This window comes from Bacillus sp. FAU20, from assembly GCF_056033865.1.
The window spans coordinates 232,195-255,746 of the sequence record NZ_JBVYHY010000021.1; the positions used below are offsets into that span (position 1 = coordinate 232,195).

The 23,552-nt window shown below is 33.9% G+C and carries 25 protein-coding genes and 2 pseudogenes; 5 read left to right on the plus strand and 22 right to left on the minus strand.

What is annotated here, in order from left to right; genetic code table 11:
• Nucleotides 1–108 precede the first annotated feature (108 nt).
• The 3 genes and pseudogenes from AC0OM3_RS14980 to AC0OM3_RS14990 all read right to left on the minus strand — a co-directional run.
• Nucleotides 109–471 carry a DUF805 domain-containing protein gene (locus AC0OM3_RS14980; RefSeq protein ID WP_001198796.1) on the minus strand — a complete coding sequence of 121 codons (363 nt, stop codon included), beginning with the start codon at nucleotides 469–471 and terminating at the stop codon, nucleotides 109–111.
• Nucleotides 472–614: 143 nt separating this feature from the next.
• Entirely contained in the window at nucleotides 615–821 is a 207-nt protein-coding gene (locus AC0OM3_RS14985) for a hypothetical protein (RefSeq protein ID WP_001101743.1), read from the minus strand.
• Nucleotides 822–869: 48 nt separating this feature from the next.
• Nucleotides 870–1,265 (minus strand): annotated as a pseudogene (locus AC0OM3_RS14990) (MFS transporter); the annotation flags it as partial.
• Here AC0OM3_RS14990 and AC0OM3_RS14995 point away from each other — a divergent pair.
• Nucleotides 1,244–1,486: pseudogene (locus AC0OM3_RS14995) on the plus strand (ArsR/SmtB family transcription factor); the annotation flags it as partial. The pseudogenes AC0OM3_RS14990 and AC0OM3_RS14995 sit on opposite strands and share 22 nt — an antisense overlap.
• 41 nt (nucleotides 1,487–1,527) lie before the next feature.
• Here AC0OM3_RS14995 and AC0OM3_RS15000 read toward each other — a convergent pair.
• The 3 genes from AC0OM3_RS15000 to AC0OM3_RS15010 form a co-directional block, all read right to left on the minus strand.
• Complete coding sequence (locus AC0OM3_RS15000) at nucleotides 1,528–2,475, minus strand: serine protease (RefSeq protein ID WP_000099756.1); 948 nt, start codon at nucleotides 2,473–2,475, stop codon at nucleotides 1,528–1,530.
• 274 nt (nucleotides 2,476–2,749) lie between these two features.
• On the minus strand, nucleotides 2,750–3,037 hold the full coding sequence (locus AC0OM3_RS15005) for an AbrB/MazE/SpoVT family DNA-binding domain-containing protein (protein ID WP_000648325.1): 288 nt from the start codon (nucleotides 3,035–3,037) through the stop codon (nucleotides 2,750–2,752).
• 115 nt (nucleotides 3,038–3,152) lie between these two features.
• Nucleotides 3,153–5,033, minus strand: coding sequence for an FtsX-like permease family protein (locus tag AC0OM3_RS15010; protein ID WP_001025970.1), 1,881 nt, complete (start codon nucleotides 5,031–5,033; stop codon nucleotides 3,153–3,155).
• Between the two features lie 269 nt (nucleotides 5,034–5,302).
• On the opposite strand from AC0OM3_RS15010, the gene nadE reads away from it, so the two are divergent.
• On the plus strand, nucleotides 5,303–6,121 hold the full coding sequence (nadE, locus tag AC0OM3_RS15015) for an ammonia-dependent NAD(+) synthetase (protein WP_000174891.1): 819 nt from the start codon (nucleotides 5,303–5,305) through the stop codon (nucleotides 6,119–6,121).
• A 49-nt stretch (nucleotides 6,122–6,170) separates the two neighbouring features.
• Here the strand turns inward: nadE and AC0OM3_RS15020 are convergent, their stop codons facing one another.
• The 4 genes from AC0OM3_RS15020 to AC0OM3_RS15035 form a co-directional block, all read right to left on the minus strand.
• On the minus strand, nucleotides 6,171–6,632 hold the full coding sequence (locus tag AC0OM3_RS15020) for an NUDIX hydrolase (protein ID WP_000024999.1): 462 nt from the start codon (nucleotides 6,630–6,632) through the stop codon (nucleotides 6,171–6,173).
• Between the two features lie 31 nt (nucleotides 6,633–6,663).
• Entirely contained in the window at nucleotides 6,664–6,861 is a 198-nt protein-coding gene (locus AC0OM3_RS15025) for a DUF4083 domain-containing protein (protein WP_001048102.1), read from the minus strand.
• 107 nt (nucleotides 6,862–6,968) lie between these two features.
• Nucleotides 6,969–8,129, minus strand: a complete 1,161-nt coding sequence (locus AC0OM3_RS15030; RefSeq protein WP_000520860.1) for a transglutaminase domain-containing protein — start codon at nucleotides 8,127–8,129, stop codon at nucleotides 6,969–6,971.
• 150 nt (nucleotides 8,130–8,279) lie between these two features.
• Nucleotides 8,280–9,032, minus strand: a complete 753-nt coding sequence (locus AC0OM3_RS15035) for a YwqG family protein (RefSeq protein WP_001034839.1) — start codon at nucleotides 9,030–9,032, stop codon at nucleotides 8,280–8,282.
• A 218-nt stretch (nucleotides 9,033–9,250) separates the two neighbouring features.
• Between AC0OM3_RS15035 and AC0OM3_RS15040 the strand changes: the two genes are divergently transcribed.
• Nucleotides 9,251–9,391, plus strand: coding sequence for a YjcZ family sporulation protein (locus AC0OM3_RS15040; RefSeq protein ID WP_000540419.1), 141 nt, complete (start codon nucleotides 9,251–9,253; stop codon nucleotides 9,389–9,391).
• Between the two features lie 87 nt (nucleotides 9,392–9,478).
• Nucleotides 9,479–10,444, plus strand: a complete 966-nt coding sequence (locus tag AC0OM3_RS15045) for a patatin-like phospholipase family protein (RefSeq protein WP_474212260.1) — start codon at nucleotides 9,479–9,481, stop codon at nucleotides 10,442–10,444.
• Nucleotides 10,445–10,549: 105 nt separating this feature from the next.
• Here AC0OM3_RS15045 and AC0OM3_RS15050 read toward each other — a convergent pair whose 3' ends face one another.
• Nucleotides 10,550–10,717: a DUF3933 family protein gene (locus AC0OM3_RS15050; protein ID WP_000816377.1), complete on the minus strand. Its 168-nt coding sequence runs from the start codon at nucleotides 10,715–10,717 to the stop codon at nucleotides 10,550–10,552.
• A gap of 12 nt (nucleotides 10,718–10,729) precedes the next feature.
• Complete coding sequence (locus tag AC0OM3_RS15055; RefSeq protein WP_000439408.1) at nucleotides 10,730–12,172, minus strand: aminotransferase-like domain-containing protein; 1,443 nt, start codon at nucleotides 12,170–12,172, stop codon at nucleotides 10,730–10,732.
• Nucleotides 12,173–12,290: 118 nt separating this feature from the next.
• Between AC0OM3_RS15055 and AC0OM3_RS15060 the strand changes: the two genes are divergently transcribed.
• Complete coding sequence (locus AC0OM3_RS15060) at nucleotides 12,291–12,905, plus strand: LysE/ArgO family amino acid transporter (protein ID WP_001287300.1); 615 nt, start codon at nucleotides 12,291–12,293, stop codon at nucleotides 12,903–12,905.
• Nucleotides 12,906–12,958: 53 nt separating this feature from the next.
• On the opposite strand, the gene AC0OM3_RS15065 is transcribed toward AC0OM3_RS15060, so the two are convergent.
• From AC0OM3_RS15065 to AC0OM3_RS15110, 10 genes are all read right to left on the minus strand, one after another.
• The gene (locus AC0OM3_RS15065) at nucleotides 12,959–14,188 is read right to left on the minus strand and encodes an MFS transporter (RefSeq protein ID WP_002181649.1); all 1,230 of its coding nucleotides are present in this window, start codon (nucleotides 14,186–14,188) and stop codon (nucleotides 12,959–12,961) included.
• A 237-nt stretch (nucleotides 14,189–14,425) separates the two neighbouring features.
• On the minus strand, nucleotides 14,426–14,632 hold the full coding sequence (locus AC0OM3_RS15070; RefSeq protein ID WP_000113545.1) for an alpha/beta-type small acid-soluble spore protein: 207 nt from the start codon (nucleotides 14,630–14,632) through the stop codon (nucleotides 14,426–14,428).
• A gap of 124 nt (nucleotides 14,633–14,756) precedes the next feature.
• On the minus strand, nucleotides 14,757–15,599 hold the full coding sequence (locus AC0OM3_RS15075) for a sugar phosphate isomerase/epimerase family protein (protein ID WP_474212263.1): 843 nt from the start codon (nucleotides 15,597–15,599) through the stop codon (nucleotides 14,757–14,759).
• A 37-nt stretch (nucleotides 15,600–15,636) separates the two neighbouring features.
• On the minus strand, nucleotides 15,637–16,620 hold the full coding sequence (locus AC0OM3_RS15080; RefSeq protein WP_000200703.1) for a DUF6005 family protein: 984 nt from the start codon (nucleotides 16,618–16,620) through the stop codon (nucleotides 15,637–15,639).
• A 23-nt stretch (nucleotides 16,621–16,643) separates the two neighbouring features.
• Nucleotides 16,644–16,919: a petrobactin biosynthesis protein AsbD gene (asbD, locus tag AC0OM3_RS15085; protein WP_001250562.1), complete on the minus strand. Its 276-nt coding sequence runs from the start codon at nucleotides 16,917–16,919 to the stop codon at nucleotides 16,644–16,646.
• On the minus strand, nucleotides 16,916–18,154 hold the full coding sequence (locus AC0OM3_RS15090; protein ID WP_000905504.1) for an AMP-binding protein: 1,239 nt from the start codon (nucleotides 18,152–18,154) through the stop codon (nucleotides 16,916–16,918). The genes asbD and AC0OM3_RS15090 overlap by 4 nt, the downstream gene beginning before the upstream one ends.
• Complete coding sequence (locus AC0OM3_RS15095) at nucleotides 18,141–19,979, minus strand: IucA/IucC family protein (protein WP_474212267.1); 1,839 nt, start codon at nucleotides 19,977–19,979, stop codon at nucleotides 18,141–18,143. Before AC0OM3_RS15095 ends, AC0OM3_RS15090 begins: the two co-directional genes overlap by 14 nt.
• A 60-nt stretch (nucleotides 19,980–20,039) precedes the next feature.
• Nucleotides 20,040–21,848, minus strand: coding sequence for an IucA/IucC family protein (locus AC0OM3_RS15100; protein ID WP_474212269.1), 1,809 nt, complete (start codon nucleotides 21,846–21,848; stop codon nucleotides 20,040–20,042).
• 322 nt (nucleotides 21,849–22,170) lie between these two features.
• Nucleotides 22,171–22,707 carry a GNAT family N-acetyltransferase gene (locus tag AC0OM3_RS15105; protein WP_003300898.1) on the minus strand — a complete coding sequence of 179 codons (537 nt, stop codon included), beginning with the start codon at nucleotides 22,705–22,707 and terminating at the stop codon, nucleotides 22,171–22,173.
• A 92-nt stretch (nucleotides 22,708–22,799) separates the two neighbouring features.
• Nucleotides 22,800–23,480: an MgtC/SapB family protein gene (locus AC0OM3_RS15110; RefSeq protein ID WP_000119510.1), complete on the minus strand. Its 681-nt coding sequence runs from the start codon at nucleotides 23,478–23,480 to the stop codon at nucleotides 22,800–22,802.
• Nucleotides 23,481–23,552: the final 72 nt, after the last annotated feature.

A 23,552-nucleotide genomic window follows, 5' to 3' on the forward strand; every position in this document is an offset into this window, starting at 1 on the left:
AAAAGTCATCTAAACCTAAAGATCAACCTAATAATATTAGCCCACGCAAACCATTTTAATAATAGATAAAATAATTGAACTAGTAATGCTACAAACTAAACAAGTTTATTAAATCGCTTCTTTTAAATCTGAATGCGGATTTGGTCCGTATTGATTGTCATTTTCTTCACTTTCAATGATAAAAAATACAAGTAAAACAACGCTACCAAACGGTACAAAATTTAATAGTTGCCACCATCCCGTTTTCCCAATATCATGTAATCGTCGTGCACCAACCGAAAAGCTTGGTATAATCATTACTAACATAAATAGCAACGCAATAATAGCAACTAACACCTCTGAAAATGATGATAAAAATAACAGTAGCCAAAAAATTACGATATTGGATAAACTAAAAATCCAGTACTCTTTTCGCGTAGCTCTACCACTAAAATTCCCATAATTCTTTAGAGCTTTCAAATACCATTGCATTTAAACCTCTCCCTTTTATCCCTAATAAAATTAAAATATGTAATTATTAACAGATAAGTATAAATATAACACAACATTTATGTAAAATCCATATCCCCATCTAAATTGCCCTCTATTTAAATAGTTTTTTCCTTCGGCATTTTTCACATTACTTTCACATCTATTTCACAAATATAAGTAGTCCGATATGTTAAACTAAGTATATCCTTTTCCAAGGAACTATATGCCGATATATAAATCCCTATCTTTATAGGGATTTTTATTTTTTGATTCCTCATAACTTTGTTACAATACATTTCTTCTACTATTTCTATACTTTTAGTAACCACTTTAATTAAAAGCACATTCATGTATTCACACTCTTATTAATTCTGATTTGCGAAATATTTATACAAGCTTTATGATGCAATTCCTGTTTCACTATTTTCAGTAAGTTTTTCACTTTTTCTAAACAAAAATAAAGCTCCTATATATAGTAACGCAGTAAAACTACCTATAAGTATAAAATTGTGAGATACTGCAAATAACATTCCTGCTATTGCCGCTCCAATCATTTGACCAATATACATAGAAGCATTTGCAAGCGCGGCTCCTGTTCCTCTTGCTATACTAGACATGTTTTGTAAATGTCCCATCATTAATACAAACAAAATTCCTGTCACAAAAAACAAAGCAAAGAACGATAACTCCACCAATACAATGTTCTTTACATGAGGAAGTAATACATATAGCACTGCTGTAAATATAATTCCACCATAGAAAGAAAGGTTATAACCAATTTTATTTACAAATTGTAAATATTTTACTAGAGAAAAATGAACAATCTTGTGGTGCTTTAAACATCCCTGTTGCAAAATCAACTTTATCTCACCATTTCAAAGTTTTACGTGAGTCAGGTGTTATGTACACGCGCCTTGAAGGAACACAACGTTTCATTTCAATTCGTGAAGAAGATTTAAATGCTAGATTCCCAGGTTTATTACAAGTTGTATTACATGCGACAGAGCCATATTAAAAAAACATCTCATATTCATATGAGATGTTTTTTTAATATGGCTATTCTTTTAATAAATCTATTAATCCATTCCCTTCAGATGTACGTTCGTACCCTAAAGGTACAGTTCTTTTAATGAGTTGTGCATATATTTCCGGCTCCGATAACTTTCGACCGTATTCTTTCTCACACTGTTTAATGAGCAAGGCGAGCGCTCCAGCAACATGCGGCGTCGCCATGGAAGTTCCACTTAACACAGCATATTTTCCTTCTGGATACGTAGATAATATTTCATCACCTGGCGCTACTAGATCAATTTCTTGATTTGAATTACTAAAACATGCAATCTTCCGCTCTAAATTAACAGCACCAACTTCAATTACCTCGGAGTACGCACCCGGAAAGTCTAGTTCCTCTGTTTCATCATCGCAATCTCCATTATTTCCAGCAGCACATACAACGAGAACATCTTGCTTTACCGCATTTTGAATTGCTTCATGTAATTCTGGAACATCTTGCGGACCACCAAGTGACATTGAAATAATTCTCACTTTCTCTTGATTCGGCCCTCTCCAATTTACAGCATAATGAATTGCCTCAATAATTTGCTCATAACTTCCAGAACCATCTCCCGCTAAAACTTTTAATACTAACATTTTAGCAAGTGGTGCAACTCCTAATACACCGACACCATTTTCAGTCGCGGCAATCGTTCCCGCAACATGAGTACCATGTCCGTTATTATCAAGATACACATTTGGATCAGCTTCATAATCTTTTGTGAAATTTCTTCCGCCGATAATACGATCCTTTAAATCTATATGATTAGTATCACACCCTGTATCTAATACGGCAACGACTACATCTTGCCCCTTCACACTCTTTTCCCATACTTGCGGAGCGTGAATCAGTTGTACACCTGGTGGAATTTCATTTACTTGTTCTACCACCTTATTTACGGTAAACGGAATCAATTGTATACCTTTTTGTTTATTCACTGTACTACTCATCGTAATCCCTCCTGAAAATGTATTATTTTCATTTCAGACCACTTTTGAATACGTGTAAATGTAACATTCGTTTTATTCTTTTTGTTTTCCTTCTTTTCAAATATTTCTCAACATCATTTACTACCTCTATAATACTTTTTTATTTTCCCTATGATTTGTAGGAAGTAACAACCCGGGTCGTTCAACTAATAACCAAAATAAGAGGACCAATTAATGGTCCTCTTACAGTCTTTTAAAAGAATGATATGTATTTGAAAAATAATATAAATTAAGACTAAACCTCACTCTTGTTTAAAAACTTTTCTATTTCTTTTACTAAATATTCCGCTCCCTCTATCCCAACTGTAATATTTCCATTTGCTAATGTAATATTCTGCCCTGAAACATCACCTGTGATTTGGCAAGCATTGTAAGGTTGATATTTTTGTAAAATGATTTTATCTGCTTCTACAAAAATTTCAAGCGGTGATTTAATTTGTATTCCCAATACATCGCGTAATTCTTTAGGGATAACAATTCGTCCTAATTCGTCTACTTTTCGAATAACTCCTGTTGCTTTCATATTTCTCCCCCCTTACTCTCTATTAATTTTTTCGCCTCGCTTTTTCCATTTTATCACTTTTTGACAATACTTGCCTCTTTTCAGAAAATTTTGTACTCGAGTTAAAAAAACACATTTAATGCATACGTAATCTCTCTTTCAATTGTTTTACATAACGGGATCTTATAAGTAAGAAGTATACAACTTGAATACCTATGAAAACACTTAATACAACTGTATTTTCTTTAAACAATGAGTACTCAAACATTTGCCCTAACGCCGTTAAGGCTACTGCTCCATGTAATGTTGCAACACCAATTGGAACGAAGAATAAAAGCGCCAATCGAATTGTAACTACCTTCGATAATTCCCTACTTGTCAATCCAACTTTACGAATCATTTCGAACAAACGAACATCATCCTCCAAATCGGAGAATAAACGGAAGTAAAGGAAACTTCCTGCGCAAACGAAAAATACTATACCAATAAAGAAACCTACAAATAAAATCGGTCCTGCAATTTGTAAACTTTGGTTTTGCTCGTACTCTTCCGCACTAAACGTTGAATATTCTTGATACGGTTTAATTTGATGCGTAAGCTCTTTACCAATTTCAATCTCATCTTTCGTTCTTTCAGTTTTATACATATAATCTTTTGTCTCTATAAACCCATCTTGTAATGAATCATATTGATTATTAGAGATTACATAAACATTTCCTCTTAATATTTTCCCCAATGAAGATGAAGTAACTTTTTTCACTTTTAAATTTTCATTCATATTAGGTAAAGTAATTTCTTTTCTTTCTTTCATCGTTGGCCCTGGTATATTAGCTGACAAAAATACAACTTCTTTATTTGCTACAGTATTAAATGGTTCTTCTGTTAACTTTGCATATTTCTTATAGTCTGATTCTTTTATAAAAATGGCGCTTCTTAACGACTGTTCCTCCGTTTTCTTTGTCGAAATATTAGTTTTTGAAGCTGCTATACTATGTTTCTTTAATCCTTTGTCAATCATTTGTATATGCTGTGATTCGTTACTATTCCCTTGCTTAGAATGGTAATGAAACGAAATCGGTCTCTCCATTATCCCTTTCGTCATGGATGCGAAGCCAACTAATGTCCCTATTGCGGAAAATGCTACAGTAGAAATAATGGTTACAATAAAGAACATTCTTGCGTTATCTCTCATGCGATACGCTAAATCTGATAACGTAATAATATTAGTCTGTGTCCAATAGAAACGTTTACTTTTTTTACATAATCGAATAATAAAGACACTCAGCTGCTTGTACAACAAATACGTCCCAATAATAACTACCGTTGTAACAGGAATCATCATAATAAATACCATTGCGCCATGCGATAGAAGAGCTCCTACATAGCCAGCACTAAGCAATACTACTGCTAATATTGAAGAAATGATTGATGCTTTCGGTTCCGGTTTTGCCTCTGCTGACCCTCTAAACAACTTCATAATTTTATTTTTACGAATCATTCCTGCACTAAACAATGATATGATCATAAATAATATGAAAAACATAATACTTGTTACAACAATTGCTTTCATCGGTATGTAATAAGATAAGGAGATATCTAGTTTTAATATCATCGGGGCGACAAATAGTAATACCCCTGAAAATAACATACCTGAAAGAATACCAAAAATAATTGCCCCTATTCCAATCATAATATTTTCAAAAAAGATCAGACGCTTTAATTGATATTTCGTCATACCTAGCATCATTAAAATTCCTAGTTCATGCTTTCTCGTTTTTAAAAACATTCCCATCGAATATAAAATAAAGAAGAATGTAAATAAGTAAATAATAGACTGTGCAAAAGACATACTTACGAATACGTACTGACCTAATTCTCCTGCACTTAATGCCGGATGAAACGCAAAAAATGAATACACAAAAAAGGCCATAATTGCAAATGCACTACTCAAAAAATAGGCTGAGTATGTCCGTCTATTTCGGGTTACATTCCGATATGCTAGTTCTCTAATGTTCATATTACTTCTCCGCCCTTCTACTATCTATGTTTTTATATTAGTAAAGTGCGGAAATACCTTCCATCGATTCAAATGACAAAAACCTTACATTTTTGAAAGGTTTAAAAAAATTGCTTATACGTAGTACTTTATTTATAATGACTACATTCATATTCATACACACATCCTATTGTATATTCGTTAATTTTGCGAAATAATAAAGGATAGAAGTATGTACCATTATACATATAAACTTAATTACCGCTTTAATATGAATAGGAGGAAACATAATGACATTACAAGAACAGATTATGAAAGCATTACATGTTCAGCCTGTAATTGATCCAAAAATTGAAATTCGTAAACGAGTTGATTTCTTAAAGGATTATGTAAAAAAAACAGGTGCAAAAGGATTTGTACTTGGTATTAGCGGCGGACAAGACTCTACATTAGCAGGACGCTTAGCACAACTTGCAGTTGAAGAAATTCGTAACGAAGGTGGTAATGCAACGTTTATCGCCGTGCGTCTTCCTTATAAAGTACAAAAAGATGAAGATGATGCACAATTAGCATTACAATTCATTCAAGCAGATCAATCTGTTGCATTTGATATTGCTTCAACTGTTGATGCTTTTTCAAATCAATATGAAAACTTATTGGGTGAATCATTAACAGATTTCAATAAGGGTAACGTGAAAGCACGTATCCGTATGGTTACTCAATATGCAATTGGTGGACAAAAAGGGCTACTTGTTATCGGAACAGATCACGCTGCAGAAGCTGTAACAGGGTTCTTTACAAAATTCGGAGATGGTGGTGCAGATTTATTACCATTAACGGGATTAACGAAGCGCCAAGGACGTGCATTATTACAAGAGTTAGGTGCAGACGAGCGACTGTACTTAAAAATGCCAACAGCTGATTTATTAGATGAAAAACCAGGTCAAGCTGATGAAACAGAGTTAGGTATTACTTATGATCAATTAGATGATTATTTAGAAGGTAAAGCAGTTCCAGCTGACGTTGCAGAGAAAATTGAAAAACGTTACACAGTGAGTGAGCATAAAAGACAAGTACCAGCGTCAATGTTTGATGATTGGTGGAAATAAATTAAACATCAAAAAGAAGCTAATCTTCATTTAGCTTCTTTTTTATATGTTAACGATATACCCCTACTCTTTTCTCCAATAAATCTTGCAGGCAATCTTCATGTTGTTTACAAAATAACGGTGGCATGTCGTCTAACGGGAAAAACTTCAAATCCAACGTTTCATCACCATCTACTTTTTTGTCACCTCCAACTATTGAGAATGAAAAGAACATCACAATTGACTGGGCCTTGTCTCCATTTGGATATGATTGAAAATATTTTGTATACACTCCAATAAGCTCATTTATTTCTACATCATACCCGGTTTCTTCTTTTATTTCTCGGATTGCAGTTTCCGCAGCTGATTCCCCTATCTCCATTGCGCCACCTGGAAATCCCCAAGCGTTAAAGTCTCCTCTTTTTTGCAGTAATACTTCTCCTTCTTTATTAAATACACAACCACCGGCAAAGTTTAAGAAAACATAATCATGTCCTACTTTTTCACGTAATTCTTTTATATAATTGGCCATTCTCTTTCCCCTTTTCATACTTCTTCTATCGCTATTTCTTATCTTTTTCAAGCAATTCAATAATTCGATCTAGCTTCTGGTTCATATTAATCACGTGGTGTTTCTTTGCAGCACTGCTTTGTAATACTCTTCTAATAAACAAAGTAAATGATATGAAAAACAAAACGATAAGTCCGATTACTAAACAAGTATATATCAATGTAAATATATTACTTTCAAACAAGTTCATTCCGCATTCACATCCTCTCCTTTTTATTTTATCACATAATTCTCAATATTTTAAAGTGATCAACAAATATAAAAAGAGCATCTTTTACAGATGCTCTTTCTCATTGCTTAATACGTAAATGTAATTGTCGCTAATGAATAACCCGCTAATGCACTATAAGGTGCTACTTGATAAGACACACGCTTTGCACCTTTTGGCCAATTTATTTCATTTAATACTTTCTTTATATCTTGCATCGTTCCATCCATGGACTGCTTATATCGTACTTCTACTTTTTCTGGTTTGGCTGCAAACTGTTGCTGTAACTTTTTCTTAAATTCATTATAATTTTCTGCTCCGTATTCTGCAGATAAGTATTGTAAATTTGTTTCTTTTAACATTTGCTCATATACGACAGTTTTTGAGCTACCAGCTTTTATTTTATTTGTTAATTCACCAAAATAACTTGTAGTTGCTGCTGGATATTTACTACGATCCCAGTCGTGATCTTTACTTAACTGTTCGTCAGACATGTTAAAATATGAGTAAGTTACACGCCCTGCTTTATCTGGTACTGGATCATCAAATGTAGTATCTAGGTGATACCATTTGTTTTCAATGTTCACTAAATTCCACGCGTGAGCTTGTCCGTTTCCTGTGCCTGTTACAATATGATTTTGAATACCTGCCTCTTTTAACAACTCATACGTTAATAATGTATATCCTTGGCAAACGGCAGAACGATTCGCTAATGCTTCATATGCTGTATACGCTTGATAAGACGTATCATAAGACACATGCTTAACAACGTAATCGTGAATAGCTTTTACTTTCTCATGCTCATCCATCCCTGGTTTTACAATTGATCCAACAATTGATTTCGCCTGAGCTTTTACATATTGAGTTTGTTCTTTTGATTCACGGTATTTTACTTGCAGTGTAAACGTATAGTCCCCTGGCATTCCTTTAATAGAATATCTAGTAGACGCTACATTATATTTTACATACTCATCAGCATCTACAATTTTATTAAACTCACCATACAATTGATCCATAATATTTCTAGCATTTCTATCTTTTGTTTTATATGTGATTGTAATATTTTCTTCTCGATTATCAATCTGTTTTTTTAATTCTTTTCTGAAATCATCTAATAACTTTACATCTGATTGTGCTGTCACTGTAGTCGGATTTGTAGCTGCATAAGATACAGATGACGCTTGTAAGCCTCCCATTACTATAGTTGAACAAAGTGCGGCAGCTGTCACATACTTACTTGTCTTTCCCATCTTGTCACTCCTTACATTCTATAACTATACGAAAAAGTATCGTATAGTTTCAGAGTATACAATACTTTTTCGTATAGGTCATATGAGATTATGCATATTAATTAATTCACATAAAAAGGTTGTTCTTTTTAAAAGAACAACCTTTTTTCATTAGCAAGTTTGTAATACGCAGCATGTATTTTCAAAACGTTGATTTTTCAAATCTTCATTACTAATACAGAAATATAGCATCCCTAGTTCTCCCCAAACCATATTACAATTTTTATGATCTGAATCAATTTGGAATAAAAGAGTCATTTGCTGTGGGTCTACTCCCATATATTCTCCTGTCTCATATAACACTTCCTCTTGTACAGAGAATGGCTCACCAAACATTTGATGGTTATCGTAGTTATCCGGAATTAGCTCTTCAAGTAATTGCAAGAAACGATCTGAATCAGCCTCATCTTCAATGAAAAGCTCTGGTAATTTGTATGTCAGTTCAAAAGTAATTGCACACTGGTTATATTTCGCTTGTACTTCATTTTCTCTTCGTAATTGCTCTACAGGAACATCATAATAAAGTACACGCCCAGCCTCTGTTAGATTCACATTTTCTTCAAAATAATTTTCGATGCAAAAGAAATACAGCATCCCCGTCTTAGGAAGATTGTGATCCATACCAACGTTTTGTAAATCACTTAAGTTAAATTGCGCGATAAATTGTAGTGGATTTCCTTTATGCTTTGGATATTCAAATAAAGCTGGTAAATCAGGAACTCCTCCCATTTTCGAACTACCTATCGCAACAGTTTCCTGCTGCTTTGGCACAACTTTTATACAAGGAAATACAGTATTAATAAGTTCCTCTTTCAAGTGTGTTAGTTCATATTTATCAATTAATACTTCAATTTTTTTATTCATAAATTCTCCTTACATTTACATACTTATTTATATCATAGTACAAAGATTATACTTCATTCTTTACAAAATCAACAAGCCTCCAAAAAACGGGCTTATCCTTCGTACGCGAACAAGTTTAAAAAAGCATACTATACATTGTTCCTACAAACACGATAATTCTTTAATTCTTCCAGTACATTTTCCCCTCGTTCATTTTTAAATATAAGGAGGAATTCCACATGGGTTACGGATATAGTTGCTGTGGTTACGGATACGGTGGCGGCGGTTGTGGTTACGGAGGTTTCGCTTTATTAATCGTTTTATTTATCCTTCTAATCATCATCGGAGCTAGCTGTTGGGGCGGCTTTGTAGGCTGCTAGTAAACTTAAAAACCATTGTAAAAAAGCACGTACAATACGTGCTTTTTTGCCATTTCCAAATCTTTTATTTGAAAGGAAGTATGTTTAATGAAGATTGATGGTGTTTTTGAAGGAGGCGGTGTGCGCGGTATTGCGCATGTTGGGGCAATTTGCGCGTTAGCCGAAAAAGGTTATGAATGGGAACGTGTAGCTGGTACATCGGCTGGTTCGATTATTGCAGCACTTGTAGCGGCAGGATATTCTTGTTCAGAGTTAAAAACGATTATAACTGATATTGATTATAATAAATTTATGAAAAAAACTTTTATTGATAGAATTCCTTTTATCGGTAAGGGGCTAAGTGCATGGACTACTCTAGGTATATACTCTAATGCATTTATAGAAGAATGGATTGAAGAATTGCTTCGAAAAAAAGGTATTCATTTATTTACTGATTTACCGGATCTAAACAAACTCAAAATCATCGCCTCTGATATTAGTAATGGTAAAATGGTTGTCTTTCCTGACGACTTACCAAACTACGGATTTTTAAATTATCGCTTCTCTATCGCTAAAGCGGTAAGAATGAGTAGTACAATCCCCTTCTTCTTTGAACCCGTAAAATGGAGAACTCCAAAATGGAAGCAGCCTTGTTATATGGTTGATGGAGGAATTCTAAGTAATTATCCAATTTGGATCTTCGATTCACCTACCGCTCCTCGCTGGCCGACTTTCGGATTTCATTTTGTAAAAGATGAGATTCAAGCTGATCCTGCTCACTATAACGAGCCTATTTCCATGTTCAAAGGACTATTTAAAACAATGATGCAAGCTCATGATTTACGTCATTTAGACAAGGAATCAAAAGCAAGAACAATTACAATTCCAACAGGGGTTATTACTAGTACAAACTTCGACTTAACAAACGAAGAAAAAGAGTGGCTATACAATTCTGGTTATAATGCCGCAAATAAGTTTTTACAATCGTGGAACTTCAGACAATATATTGATGACTATAGAAACGGAAAGCAGGATAGAAAATCAAATCGTTACTTCCGTCAACTTGACTCATAATACTATTGCTTTTCATACGAGAACACGTAACGCTTTCAAAAAAATAAGCCTAGTAATAATATATTACTAGGCTTATTTACTTTCTGCATCATTATTATACGTTGTTTAAGGATACGTTAACCCTTCTGCTTCCTCTGCAGTAATAACTGTGTATCGATTTCCCGTTCGTAATCCTAACAATTCTGCTTTTTCAATTGCTTCCTCCTTCGTCTCCGCATAAGCAGCTAAATATTTCTCTCCATTGATAATTTGGCAAATTACATATTGTTTCATTACTTTCTCCTCTTACTTTTTCATTAGTTGTGCAAGTTTTTTTATACCTATTTCAATTTCTTCTAACGTTGCGTATGAATACGATAGGCGCAAAAATTGATTTGCACTTCTATCATATAAAGTACCTGGGTTTAATAAAACCTTTTCTTGCAGAGCTTTATCAAATAAACTGCGATATGAAATGGGTACTTTTATATGTACCCATATATAAAACCCACCTGTTGGCTCATGCCAAGTTGCTATTTCACGAAGATATTTATCTAACATTAGTAACATAAAATCTCTTCGTTTTTTCAATTCACTTCTTACAAATCGCAAATGCTGATCATATAGACCATTTGTAAACCACTCTGCTGCAATTTGCTGGGATATAGTGCTTGAGCCATAATCTGTTTGCATTTTTATGTCTGACAATCTTTGAATTACTGGCTCAGGTCCAACAATCCATCCAATTCTTAAACCTGGACTAATCACTTTGGACATGCTTCCAATATGTAGTACGATTCCATTTTTATCATAGGCTTTTAAAGGTTTCGAACAAGGTGCATCAAACCATAAGTCTTGATACACTGCGTCCTCTATAATAGGTAATCCAATTTCATTACATACTTCCATTATTTCTTTTCGCTTCTTAGTATTCATACTAAAATTCGTCGGATTATGAAACGACGGGATTGTATATAAAATAGAGGCATTGAATTGCTTCTTATATTTCTCAATATATGATGTATATAAGCCGCTCTCATCCATTGGGATTCCAATTAAACGTACTCCTGCTGATTGAAAAACATTAAGTGAATATAAATAAGATGGTTTCTCTAATAAGATTGATGCCCCTTTCGAAAGAAGACCCATAGAAATAAGTTGCAGCGCTTGAATCGCTCCTGAAACAATTAATATAGAGGCAGGAGATACATATACACCATGCCCCTGTAAGTATTCGGAAATCTTTTCCCTTAAATACAGATTTCCTTTCGGCTCTTCATACCCAAGCGTCACATTTGACTTTAAAAGCTTATTCATAATTTCTTTCATCTTTTTCTCAGGTAAGAGACTTGGCGCGAGCTCACCTGTTCCTAATCGGATTACATGTGGATAAAATTCAGCTTGATTAATCTCCTGAATAGCTGGGAGATTCGGATAATGAAGTCCTGTTTCTACATAAGACTGCCAATTAGGCGGGGGTGCGTAAGGTGAAGCATTCTCATTATTATTTACAACAATTGTTCCTTTCCTGCCATTCCCTTCAATGTATCCCTTTGCAACTAGTTCATCGAAAGCCATTACAATTGTGCTTCGATTCACACCAAATGTATGTGCCAAATCTCTTTGTGAAGGTAATTTCGTTCCAACGGTCCATTCTCCATTAACGATCCTTTCTTTTATATACGTTTCTATTTGTTTATACAGAGGAGTCGCTAGAGACATATTCGGTTTCCAAACGAATCTTTCCATTATATCACCTTATATTCTTTTTGGTTGGTAACCTCCCCAACCATATGGATGGATACAAATTTTCATTTCTTCTATACAATATACACTATCATAATGAATTAAAATAGGAGGTAATATGATGAGTGAAGCAATTATTCATGGTATCATTCTTGCATTTGGACTTATCATTCCATTAGGTGTACAAAATGTTTTTGTCTTCAACCAAGGTGCGAGCCAACCAAACATTTGGAGGGCAGCACCCGTAGTATTAACTGCCTCTATATGTGATACGTTACTCATATTGATTGCAGTGCAAGGTGTCTCCCTTGTACTCCTTACTTTTTCTTGGCTAACTAACTCGTTATATATAATTGGATTTTTCTTTCTCCTATACATGGGCTTTGTTATTTGGAGAAGTAACCCTTCCAACGATGTAAAACAAGAAAAAAGTATGCCCTTAAAAAAGCAAATTCTTTTCGCAGCATCCGTTTCGTTATTAAATCCACATGCTATTTTAGACACAATCGGTGTAATTGGAACAAATTCTATTCAATACATAGGAAGTGAAAAATGGGCTTTCACACTTGCAACTATTATCGTTTCTTGGATTTGGTTTATAAGCTTAGCTTTAGCGGGGAAATTTCTAAAAAGAATAGACTCAACCGGAAAGACAATTTTATTATTAAATAAATTTTCTGGTCTCATCATATGGGGTGTCGCGCTTTATATGTTAAAACAAGTTATTTATTCTTAATGAACGAAAGAGAATTGCATGTTACTAAAAACATCATGCAATTCTCTTACAAATTATGAAGTAGGTTCCGGTTTCTGTTTTACCTTCTTTGCATCTTTTGCTGGTTTAATCCAAATGATTGCTATGACAGCACCAATGGCAGCGAAAATACTTGTCAAATAAAACACTTCATGGTCCGCCCCTTTCATGAAAAAAGAATATAAAGGTGGTCCAGCTGCTACACCGATAAATCGCATTGAACTATAAAATGACGTAACCGTTCCCCTTTGCTCCTTTTCAATTCCTTGTGTAATGAGGGCATCTAAACATGGGAGTGCCATACCAATTCCTATCCCCATAATAACGAGACAAAGAAGTAGTAAATAAATCCCTTTTATAAATAAAGGAATGATGACTGATGCAGCTGCCATTAAAAAACCAATATAAATACACTTCTTCATAACATTTTGATTATCTCCAATTTTTTTACCGGCCATATATGAACTAAGTGACAGTACAAGTAACGGGATAGCAAGCACACACCCTTTCCATATACCATGAATGTCATACTTTGATTCCAGTATAGTCGACAAATAAAAGAGAATTCCGAATAAAATAAGCATAATAATTGCACCTAATGCAAAAATGGCAATTAACCATCTTCCTTTTTCTCGAAACGTAGACAGAATAGATTTTATAAACTCTTTAAGTGGTGGTACTTCTCCTTCTTGTTTCTTTGCCTTTACTAGAACAAGTAACAAAACAATTGATATGACACATAAAACTGGAATCGCCCAAAATGGTAAGAACCATACAATGGCAGCAAGAGCAGATCCTAAAATAGGGCTCAGCACTTTTCCAAATGTATTGGATGTCTCAATGATTCCCAAGCCTGTACTAACTTGTTTTTCGTCTTTGTATAAATCACCAACACACGGTATAACAACCGGCATTGCACCAGCAGCACCAATACCTTGAATCGCTCTACCGATTAATATCCAAGTGTAGGGATTATCAACTTTCCAAGATACCCAACCAGTTATCGCTCCTCCTATAGCCGCAATCAGCAAACTCGGAACCATTACCATCTTTCGTCCCCATCTATCTGATAAATAACCAGCAATCGGTATAAGTAAAATGGCTACGATAGAGTAAATTGTAATAATCATGGATACTTGAAACGATGAAATATGTAATTTCTTTTCAATTGTCGGCAAGATTGGAATGAGCATTGAATTCCCTAATGTCATGACAAGTGGAACTGATGCAAGCGCAATTAAACAACAGTTTTCTTTTTTTAACATGTTGATTTCGGAACCTTTCATCATATATTTCTTACCATATAATAGCCCTGCTGGAACATAATTTTCATTCCACCAGGGCTATTACATCTTTAATACTTCCCATTCACAACAAAAGAAATTGGGTAAAATATAGTATTACTTCTATTCTTTGAATTCTGTTCGCAATATATTCATACCAATTAATTGAAAAAAAAAAAGAAAGGAAGAATCCTTCCTTTCTCCTATAACCTTCTACATTTAGCGAGTATATCCGCCACCAAGCTGTTGTTCTGCCATCGCTACTAGGCGTTTTGTGATTTCACCGCCTACAGAACCGTTTGCACGTGAAGAAGTATCAGCTCCAAGTTGTACACCGAACTCTTGTGCAATTTCATACTTCATTTGATCTAAAGCTGCTTGTGCTCCATGTGATGCTAATTGATTAGAATTACGATTTCTAGCCATTACCAATCACCTCCTTATTTATATATAAATTGTGTTAAATTCAAATTAAAATACATGGAAATTTTTGGTTATTTCTTACCATAAAAAAAGAGCCTCTAAAACGAGACTCTAACATCATTTCACATTACGAAGTTACTACTTCTAATTTTCTATTCATTAATACTTTCATTTCTTCTTTTAATATCTCTTTTGAATTATGTCCAAACCATTCTAAGGAAGCAAAAAGATCCGTACCTCTCACTTCCTGAATAATCTCATCATAATTTACAATACCTTCAAATAACGGAACCATACCAATACGACTTCCTGCTGCAGCATATACATTATTAGGTTCAAACACATGCAAATAATCCGCTGAAGATATATTCTTAAAATGGTAATGTAGTGTCCACGGCTTTAATCGCTGGAAACTGTCTATTGGATCTGCGCCAGACTCCCATATATGAAGAAAATCAAGATTTATTTTTAAATTCGGATGATTTACTTCTTCTAATAGTTCTATAGTAGAAGGCAATGTGTCCGTTAGTGTATTGGGATGTGTTTCTAACAGCACATACATATTGTGCTGAGCAAACACATCACAAATCTTACGTATTCGCTTCACATACTCTTTTCTCTCTTGTTCCGAGAAGTCATTGCTCCCTTTTTGCCCAGCAAACGTGCGAATTTTATTCGTATTAAACCAATTAGCTAGTACTACAAGTTGTCCACTTTTCTCTATCGTTTTTTCAAAATCTGCTGATAATGATATATCTAAGTAATCACTTATCATCGTAATTTCTAAGTTTTTATCCTTTAGAAAATTCAATTCTCGTTCTGTCGTTTCACGTTCTTGCATGTACAAATTTTGTGCATGCGTCCCCCATAATTCAATTCCTTCAAAACCGTTTTCATATGCAAATTGAACAATATCAGTAAATGAAATTAATTGATGACGAAATGAAATGGTACATAGCGAATATTTCATAGCATTAAACTCCCCTATCTTAAATTCAGTTAGCTTATTAAAGAGTTGCGACAGATTGATTTGTTTTCATACCTTTCCATGATAGAAACTGTCTCTCTAATTCCTTCTTAATTTGCAGTTCAATTGCATTCATTTCATCCAGTTTTTCAATAATCGATACTAGCATACCTTTATTATTCGTCATTGCCATTTTAATTGCACGATACTGTACATTTGTAAATCCTTGTACAATATCTTCTACCCGATCACACCAATAATCAAATTCTTGCTCCGAATATTGCAACGTTTCACGGAAGTATGCAAAGGCATGCTCATAACTATATTTACGAATTGCAAGTACTGGTATTTGTTTTACTGCTGCTACAAGTCCAGAAAGCGCATATCCTTCTTCCTCATTTGCCATTTTTACAATTAAATTTTTCAGTTCCATAGTCAGTTCATTGTCGTTCTTTTTGAATGTTTCTGTGAAATAATTAGCTACTGTTTCTTGCGTTGGCTCCCCAATTCCTTCTATATCAATGAAATAACCTCCACCAAATGGGTTATCTTGAATAGAGTGAAGTACTTTTTCTCTTTCCATATTTCCTTCCCAACGAAAATCAGGATCTAGCATGAACCACTCTTCTTCTTTCTCTGTTTTTGATATCATTAAATAATGTGGAAACGGTTTTTGATGAAATTTATTTTCCCTCTCTGGTAATAGAGACATATCAACCATTACAATGACATAACGATTTTCCGGCTTGTTTTCTACTAATTCTAAAAACGTTTCTACATTGCTATCTTTATCTTTTGCATGATCATACCATTCGTTTACTTTAATACCGTACAATTTTTCAAACCAAAGTAAATAATGATCATGGTTAATGTTTTCAGAGTGATATGAAATAATTCCGCCTTCTGTTATATCAAAATCTCCATCCCATAGTCCAAAATAAAATGGACGAAAATCAATGTCGCTACGCCTTTTTATAATTTCACAAAAACAACTCACTAAACAGTGCACTTTAATTGAAGTCATACTCTCATCCACTTTCCTAAAGGTTAGTTATTCACATTTACTTCCTGTAACGGCTGTAACTCCTCCATAAAATCAAGCAAAGATCCTACAGTAAGAAATGCCTTTGGATCTACCTCATCCTCTGGAACGCATAACTTTACATCCATTTCTATGTATACAATAAGCTGTAACATCATTACTGAATCTATATATAAATCTTGATTTAAGCGCATCGTTTCTTCTAAATGCGTTACATTTTTCAGTTCCATTTTTTCTATCATAATTTTTAATACGGCATTCTTTAACGCTTCCCGTCTCATGTTGTAACCTCTCCCATCTCTAGTAACTTTCTACTTACTTTTCCAGTTTTATTTTTAGGAATTTCATTTACACTTTCAATTTCATGCGGAACTTTATAAGAAGGTAAGTGCCGAATACACCATTCTCTTATTTGTACTGGATCAACATGAGAGATCACTTTCGCTTTAACTATTTCGCCCATCACAGGATGTTTCCCACGATATACAATTGCCTCTTGAACACCTTCCAATCGAAGCATCGTTTCTTCTACCTCTATAGGAAAGACTTTTAATCCTGAAACATTAATTACATCGTCCATACGCCCCATAAAATGAATGCCACGCTCAGATTTATAACCTAAATCTTTCGTGAAAATTTCCTTATCATTCATTTTCACGACGATTTCTTCCGGTGCATTTTCATCTGAACCTATGCTTATACTCGCATGAGGTAGAGGGTTTCCTAAATCTAAATGGCTCTTCATATCATGACATATACTAATACAACCTGCTTCAGAACAACCGTATTGCTGCATCATATATGTTGTCATTTTTTTTAGTTTATAAAATAGTGCTTCTGGCAAAGGCGATCCTGATGTCATAATTTTATGAAACTGGAACGTTCCTAATGGAAAACTCCCCATAATGTGTAACATAAGTGGTACTGCATATATAATATGTTTTTCTGTATTGCGAACTATATTTAATGCGAATTTAGGATTTTTGTTCGTAATGATTACAGGCTTGCTCCCCCTCGTAATTGCTGATAACGTACCACATATTAGTCCGTATGAATGTGAAACAGGAGCCATAACGATTGGCACTTCATCTACTTCACAGTTTAAAGCTTCATTATAGGCAGTAATTTCTGTATCAACTTCCGTCCATGCTCTACGAATCAGTTTCGGTTCTCCCGTAGTTCCCGAACTATATTGCAATAAAGAAGGCTCTTCTAGTAAAAAGTTCTCTACTTCTAACTTTGTAAAATCGCCATATTCTCCATATAAAACTCCTACACAATTTGCACGCTTTGCCATTTCAATAGCCGTTTCGTTTGGCGTATCTTCATGTATAAGTAATACTGATGATTTCTTTTCTTTTAAGAAAAACACAAGCGTAATAATATCGAATGGATCTTTCAGACAAAGTGCAAATCTATTTCCTTCTGCTTCTTGAAATTGTTCCATTTCCTCATAAACTTGTAATCTCAATTCAAAATCACTTTTGCTATACTCTTGTTTATTAATGATTAGCATAATTTCCCCCTGTAACAGCTGATTTTTGTTTCATAAGTTGTCTTACTCTATACAATGGATTTGGAACTTCATGAACAAGCGATTCCACATCCATATATAATCGACGTTTCGTTAATTGTTCAGCATAGAATGTAGGTGCATATAATTGAATATTTTCAAATCTACCTTTCAAATGTGGATATATTCTTAAATGATTTTCAATTTCTTCAACAACCATCATCCAAAAATGTTCTTCTTTCAATCCATATTCATCCGCAAGTACGAATGCTAATTCTCCTAAATTAAACAGGAATAGTGCATCTAACACCATCTCTTGCAAACATTCAATGCCATCCATTTCAAAGAAATCATTCATTTTTCCATTCGCATATGTTTTATGCATTTTAGTAAAGTCGGGACATTTGTCAACTTCTTTCAAATATGGACGATAAAACTCAAGCCCTTCATGAAAATCCTTTAACGCAATACGAACAGGCACCCCTTCTTTATGAACTAGAATCATATTTTGTCCATGTGATTCCAGTGCGATGCCATGCTCTACAACAAGATGTATAACTGGTATTATCGCTTTTTGAATAAGTAATTGTAGCCAATCCTTCATTCCATATTTATTCAACCACGCATCAATAATTGGTGTACCATCTTTCTCTTTAGCGTATAAACCATTAAAAGGAATTGCATCCTCTTGTGCATCTAAATACTTATGAACGCTTTCGCGCCAAATACATCCTAATGAACCATATATAGCTTTCTTATTCGTGTCATACGTTACACTTGAAAACTCACTTAACAAGATTAAACGTGCTTCATCCATTAAATAGGCGTCATTACTTACAACATCATTTAACCAATTTGATATTACTGGTGCACTCACAACAGAGTATGGTTTCAGCGTACGAAGTGTTGAAGTGTTGAGTAAATTCATCGATAATTTAACGTACGGTTTCTTTGGACTAGTAATATTTCTTAACGTTCTCATTGACTGTTGCGCGCAATAATCGTCCTCTGATGTTCCTAAATAAATAATAAATTTACCCTGTATATGATCCGCATAATTTGAAATGATGAAATTCTCCCACTGCCATGGGTGAACAGGTATAAACACGTACTGTTTTGGATTACATCCCTTATTACGAATTCGTTCCATAAACTCTTCTAATTTACGATCGCCAATCTCCTCTTTTAAAAGGTTGTTATACATCACTTCATTCTCATAACCTACAGCCGCATAATTCTTATGCGCTGCAATCCATATGAGTTTTATTGGCTGCATAAATTCATAACCATATTGAAAATTGTCACGATATTGAAATCCAACACGTGCTTTATAACTAGGGTGATATGGATGGCCGTCTATTAATTGACTTTCAAACTCATCGTAAGATTTTTGAGTGTATTCTCTCTTATTATTTCTTTCATATTGTGCAATCGTGTCTTTAAATATTGTTTGTTCTAATTCGTGCATAAAAGAATCTAATTTAGCTTGTTCTACACTAGTAACCCGAAAAACTTCTTCTAGAAATTGCGAGACAGATTGTATTTCTTGCTGTTCATTTTGGACTCTTACTATTAATGAGTCTAACGAAATACGTCCAAATGTCATCCGTTCCCTGCCATAGCATTTGTACGTGACACTTTTGTCTTCTTCATCATGTCCTTGTATTATAAAAAGAATTTGTTCTTCTTTTTCTATGCGAACCGGTGTAATAATCCCCTCATAAATTAACGATTCTACTAATTGACGTAGCACTCTTCTTCGTACTGAAATGTAATCTTCTGATTCGAGCGCCTTCAATACTTTCGTATGATACATGTCCACTCTCATAAAACCCTCCACCTTATGACAAAATACCATTATTTGTATTACGTGAAATTTTAACTCTATTTATGAACGAACAGCCACTTCTCTAACGAGTGGATTATGTACTTGCACATAGATTGCTTGCTCTAATGGATTACTTAACTCATCGACATCGAAAAATCTCGTTAGTAAATTTGCTTTACACGCTAACTTATCTTCGTCCAATAATTCTCTTAAAAATGTAGAAGGTTCCCGGTTATATGGAAGGAATGATTCAAGTACAAACCTTAATTCCGAAAGAAGAATTTCCTCCTTAATTAATCCTGCTGTGCCAAAACCATTAATGAGGCCAAACATATGATTGAAAATTAAGTAGTAACGAAATCTCTCATCCACAATATAGTCGTCATATAAATTTCCAGTACGTTCTCCAATACCAGCTAATTCATTATTAAGCATCTCTTTCATTGAATTACAGAAATAAAATCCTTGATTATCACGGAAATAATATTTGACCGGATAACCATCTTTTAGCTGAACAACACTATTTTGCTGATGAGCTTCTAATGCAACACCATACTGTAAATACATCCATACCATTGGCTTTAAAGAAATATTCATATATCGTCTAAACCACTCTAAGCTTACTTCTTCACAGCTTTTACTTTCTAAATCTGCTAGACGATGAATAATATTCGATAACCGCGTACGCTCTCCAGGTATAGCGTCTTGAACTAGTCCAGCAATTAATGTTGCGTCATTTGCATGTTCACTATAAAAAGGGTTCTCGCGAATAATCACTTCAAATCCAGATTCTTGTGTTCCATAATTTAATGTAATAAAGGCTGGATCACAAATAAAATCAAATCCTGGAAATCTTTCTCGTACTTCACCAATAGCCGTATTTAACATTTCCTTCCCTTCAAGACCACTCTCAAGTTCTTTCAGTTTATTAATACGCATTGAATTCGTTACTTTCACCGGAAATGAAAACTTAAGCATATACTTCGAATCGGGATGATATAGCGTCCTTAGTGATGATGTTGCCATATAATACTTACCTACAGGACCAATATACTCAAGCAATTCTTGAACTATCCAATCTTGTACGTATGCTTGATGCAAGAGCCATTCTGCCTGAAGCGGATGAATTGGAATTAATGCATATTGATCTTCCTTACAGTACTTCGCTATAAATTCCTTACTAACCATCTCATCATTACTTAATTCTTCTTTTATAATCATTGTTGTAGAATCTGATAATAATGATTTTTCATTTACTATACTTTTATGTGCCCGAAAATAATGAAGCTGACATTCTCCTTTTAATTCTGGAGAATACATTGCACTTTTCCAATCCAATATCCCCTGTCTACTCTTTGGTGTAGGATGAGTTAAATGCCCAAATAATAAAGACTGCTCCGCTTCTATAAAAGTTGTATGAAAACCGTATAATGCGGATGTATCTTCTATTCTCTCTTTTGTAAATTCCTCAATATTTTGACAACTACGGATAACTCGAAGCATAAGTTCCGCAGGATTCGTTCCTTCTCCGTAGTTGATAGACATCTCTTTTATTAAAAACGTAATAACTGTAACGTAATCTGCTGTAATAACAGAATTACTATCTCCAATTTGATAATAAAATTGTTCTCCAAACAAATGGCGATCTGTTGATGATTTATATATAACTTCTCCATACAAAGTAACGTTCTGTGCCGATAGCCGACAACATAAATATGTGGGGACTGTATCTCTATTCAACGTATTACTGAAGATACTTTTCATTCTTTCATCCTCTGTAATCCATTCTCCACTCCCTGTTTCTCTTAAATAACAGTTTAAAAAGCTTTGTAATGTTGCATGTTCTGCGATTTGTTTCGCATGCTGCATGTTGGTCCTCCTCTTTATATTAACGCTATGAGAATTTCATATTACAATTGATAATTGAACATCGTTATCAATTATGATTCTAATTGATAATGATATTCAATTCAAGAGTATATTTCAGAATTTTTTTATGAAATTAAATTTTTCTTTTTTTTCTTTCTTTTCTTTAATCTAGTTAAAAGTACACTAGAAAAATTCTTGCCTTCAAACTAATTACCTACTATTTTTTATTAATCCATTTTTTGATGGATTAATAAAAAGGTACACCAAATGAGGTATACCTTTCCCTACGATATATTTACATAATATTATTATATGTATCAATCTATATAGCTGTTTGTTTTTGTAACAAATTCAAATCTCTCCAACAATACGCTGTTTCTTCTCTCCTTACTCTCTCTAAAAATTTCGTATCAATTTTTTCAGGGTTAAATTTTTCATAAAACTTTTTAGAAGGATTATTCGTAACAATCCAAACTAAAAGTGATTGCATATTATTGTTTATACAATCCGATAATAAAGCTTGAAATAACTTTTGTCCTATTTTCATTCCTTGATACTCTTGTAAAAGGTAGATTGCATATAATTCTCCATCACAATTATATGTGCCAGTTCTTTCTACTCCCCCATCGATGAATCCAACTATTTCTCCACTTAAATTCTCTGCTACAAATCTAAATTGATGATTACCTTCTTTTTGAAAAATATCTTCCCATTGTTTTTCTCGTTTCTCATATGCTATATTATCTAGAATTTCGTCAGCAAATATACCTTTATAAGTTGTTTTCCAACTATCAACATGCACCTTTGCTATACCTGGTATATCATCCTTTATTGCTCTTCTAATATGTATTCCCATCATTTCTCCCCCTTGTTACTCATCATTATATCAATTTCATTCCTTAAAAATCCAAATAAAAAAGAGTGAATTCACTTCACTCTTTTTTATCACAATTATCTACTTTCCACTTCAACTGAAACTACTCGATCAATCTCTTTCAGGGAACTATATAACTCTGTTGTATATAAATCTTCTGGAGCTAAAATAACCATCTCTAGTTGCTGAAATGCTCCACTATCTATATCTTTAATTTTCACGCGTTTTACATGCATGCCTAAATTTTTAATTTGCTTAAATATACCATCTAACTCATGATGCTCTTTAACAGTAATTTTTATAGATAAATCCTTTTGTCTTAATGAATACGGTCCTGCAATTTTCACAAGTTGCGGAAGTACATTAATCGCTAAAATAATTAAAACCATAGCAACTGTCGCTTGTAAATAAAATCCCGCACCAATTGCGATTCCTAAAGCTGAAGCAGCCCACACCATAGAAGCTGTTGTTAATCCAGAAATAACGTCATTGCTTCTTCGTAAAATGACACCTGCGCCAAGAAAACCAATTCCACTAACAATTTGAGCAGCCAGTCGCATCGGATCCATATTTGTATGTCCTGGAACAGAATATACATGCACAGATTCAATTGAAACCATCGTAATTAAACAACTTGCTACAGAAATAACCATACTTGTTTTCACACCAAGTGGTTTATTCTTTAGCTGCCTATCTATCCCGATGAATAATCCTAAAAAGAGTGCTAAACCTAATTTGAGTAAAAATTCATATGACATATTTCCATTCTCCTTACTTTACAATGTTTCCCTTAGAATAACTCACTATAACTCTTTTATGATATCAATTCC

Bases quoted from the DNA above. Each gene is read 5' to 3' on its own strand.
- AC0OM3_RS15075 (WP_474212263.1), bottom strand. From the start codon at position 15,599: ATGAAATATTCGCTATGTACCATTTCATTTCGTCATCAATTAATTTCA.
- AC0OM3_RS15000 (WP_000099756.1), bottom strand. From the start codon at position 2,475: ATGAGTAGTACAGTGAATAAACAAAAAGGTATACAATTGATTCCGTTT.
- AC0OM3_RS15110 (WP_000119510.1), bottom strand. From the start codon at position 23,480: ATGTCATATGAATTTTTACTCAAATTAGGTTTAGCACTCTTTTTAGGA.
- AC0OM3_RS15025 (WP_001048102.1), bottom strand. From the start codon at position 6,861: ATGAACTTGTTTGAAAGTAATATATTTACATTGATATATACTTGTTTA.
- AC0OM3_RS15005 (WP_000648325.1), bottom strand. From the start codon at position 3,037: ATGAAAGCAACAGGAGTTATTCGAAAAGTAGACGAATTAGGACGAATT.
- AC0OM3_RS15010 (WP_001025970.1), bottom strand. From the start codon at position 5,033: ATGAACATTAGAGAACTAGCATATCGGAATGTAACCCGAAATAGACGG.
- AC0OM3_RS14985 (WP_001101743.1), bottom strand. From the start codon at position 821: ATGAATGTGCTTTTAATTAAAGTGGTTACTAAAAGTATAGAAATAGTA.
- asbD (WP_001250562.1), bottom strand. From the start codon at position 16,919: ATGAGACGGGAAGCGTTAAAGAATGCCGTATTAAAAATTATGATAGAA.
- AC0OM3_RS14980 (WP_001198796.1), bottom strand. From the start codon at position 471: ATGCAATGGTATTTGAAAGCTCTAAAGAATTATGGGAATTTTAGTGGT.
- AC0OM3_RS15020 (WP_000024999.1), bottom strand. From the start codon at position 6,632: ATGGCCAATTATATAAAAGAATTACGTGAAAAAGTAGGACATGATTAT.
- AC0OM3_RS15055 (WP_000439408.1), bottom strand. From the start codon at position 12,172: ATGGAAAGATTCGTTTGGAAACCGAATATGTCTCTAGCGACTCCTCTG.
- AC0OM3_RS15035 (WP_001034839.1), bottom strand. From the start codon at position 9,032: ATGAATAAAAAAATTGAAGTATTAATTGATAAATATGAACTAACACAC.
- AC0OM3_RS15045 (WP_474212260.1), top strand. From the start codon at position 9,479: ATGAAGATTGATGGTGTTTTTGAAGGAGGCGGTGTGCGCGGTATTGCG.
- AC0OM3_RS15070 (WP_000113545.1), bottom strand. From the start codon at position 14,632: ATGGCTAGAAATCGTAATTCTAATCAATTAGCATCACATGGAGCACAA.
- AC0OM3_RS15060 (WP_001287300.1), top strand. From the start codon at position 12,291: ATGAGTGAAGCAATTATTCATGGTATCATTCTTGCATTTGGACTTATC.
- AC0OM3_RS15100 (WP_474212269.1), bottom strand. From the start codon at position 21,848: ATGCAGCATGCGAAACAAATCGCAGAACATGCAACATTACAAAGCTTT.
- AC0OM3_RS15090 (WP_000905504.1), bottom strand. From the start codon at position 18,154: ATGCTAATCATTAATAAACAAGAGTATAGCAAAAGTGATTTTGAATTG.
- nadE (WP_000174891.1), top strand. From the start codon at position 5,303: ATGACATTACAAGAACAGATTATGAAAGCATTACATGTTCAGCCTGTA.
- AC0OM3_RS15065 (WP_002181649.1), bottom strand. From the start codon at position 14,188: ATGTTAAAAAAAGAAAACTGTTGTTTAATTGCGCTTGCATCAGTTCCA.
- AC0OM3_RS15080 (WP_000200703.1), bottom strand. From the start codon at position 16,620: ATGACTTCAATTAAAGTGCACTGTTTAGTGAGTTGTTTTTGTGAAATT.
- AC0OM3_RS15040 (WP_000540419.1), top strand. From the start codon at position 9,251: ATGGGTTACGGATATAGTTGCTGTGGTTACGGATACGGTGGCGGCGGT.
- AC0OM3_RS15030 (WP_000520860.1), bottom strand. From the start codon at position 8,129: ATGGGAAAGACAAGTAAGTATGTGACAGCTGCCGCACTTTGTTCAACT.
- AC0OM3_RS15095 (WP_474212267.1), bottom strand. From the start codon at position 19,979: ATGAGAGTGGACATGTATCATACGAAAGTATTGAAGGCGCTCGAATCA.
- AC0OM3_RS15050 (WP_000816377.1), bottom strand. From the start codon at position 10,717: ATGAAACAATATGTAATTTGCCAAATTATCAATGGAGAGAAATATTTA.
- AC0OM3_RS15105 (WP_003300898.1), bottom strand. From the start codon at position 22,707: ATGATGGGAATACATATTAGAAGAGCAATAAAGGATGATATACCAGGT.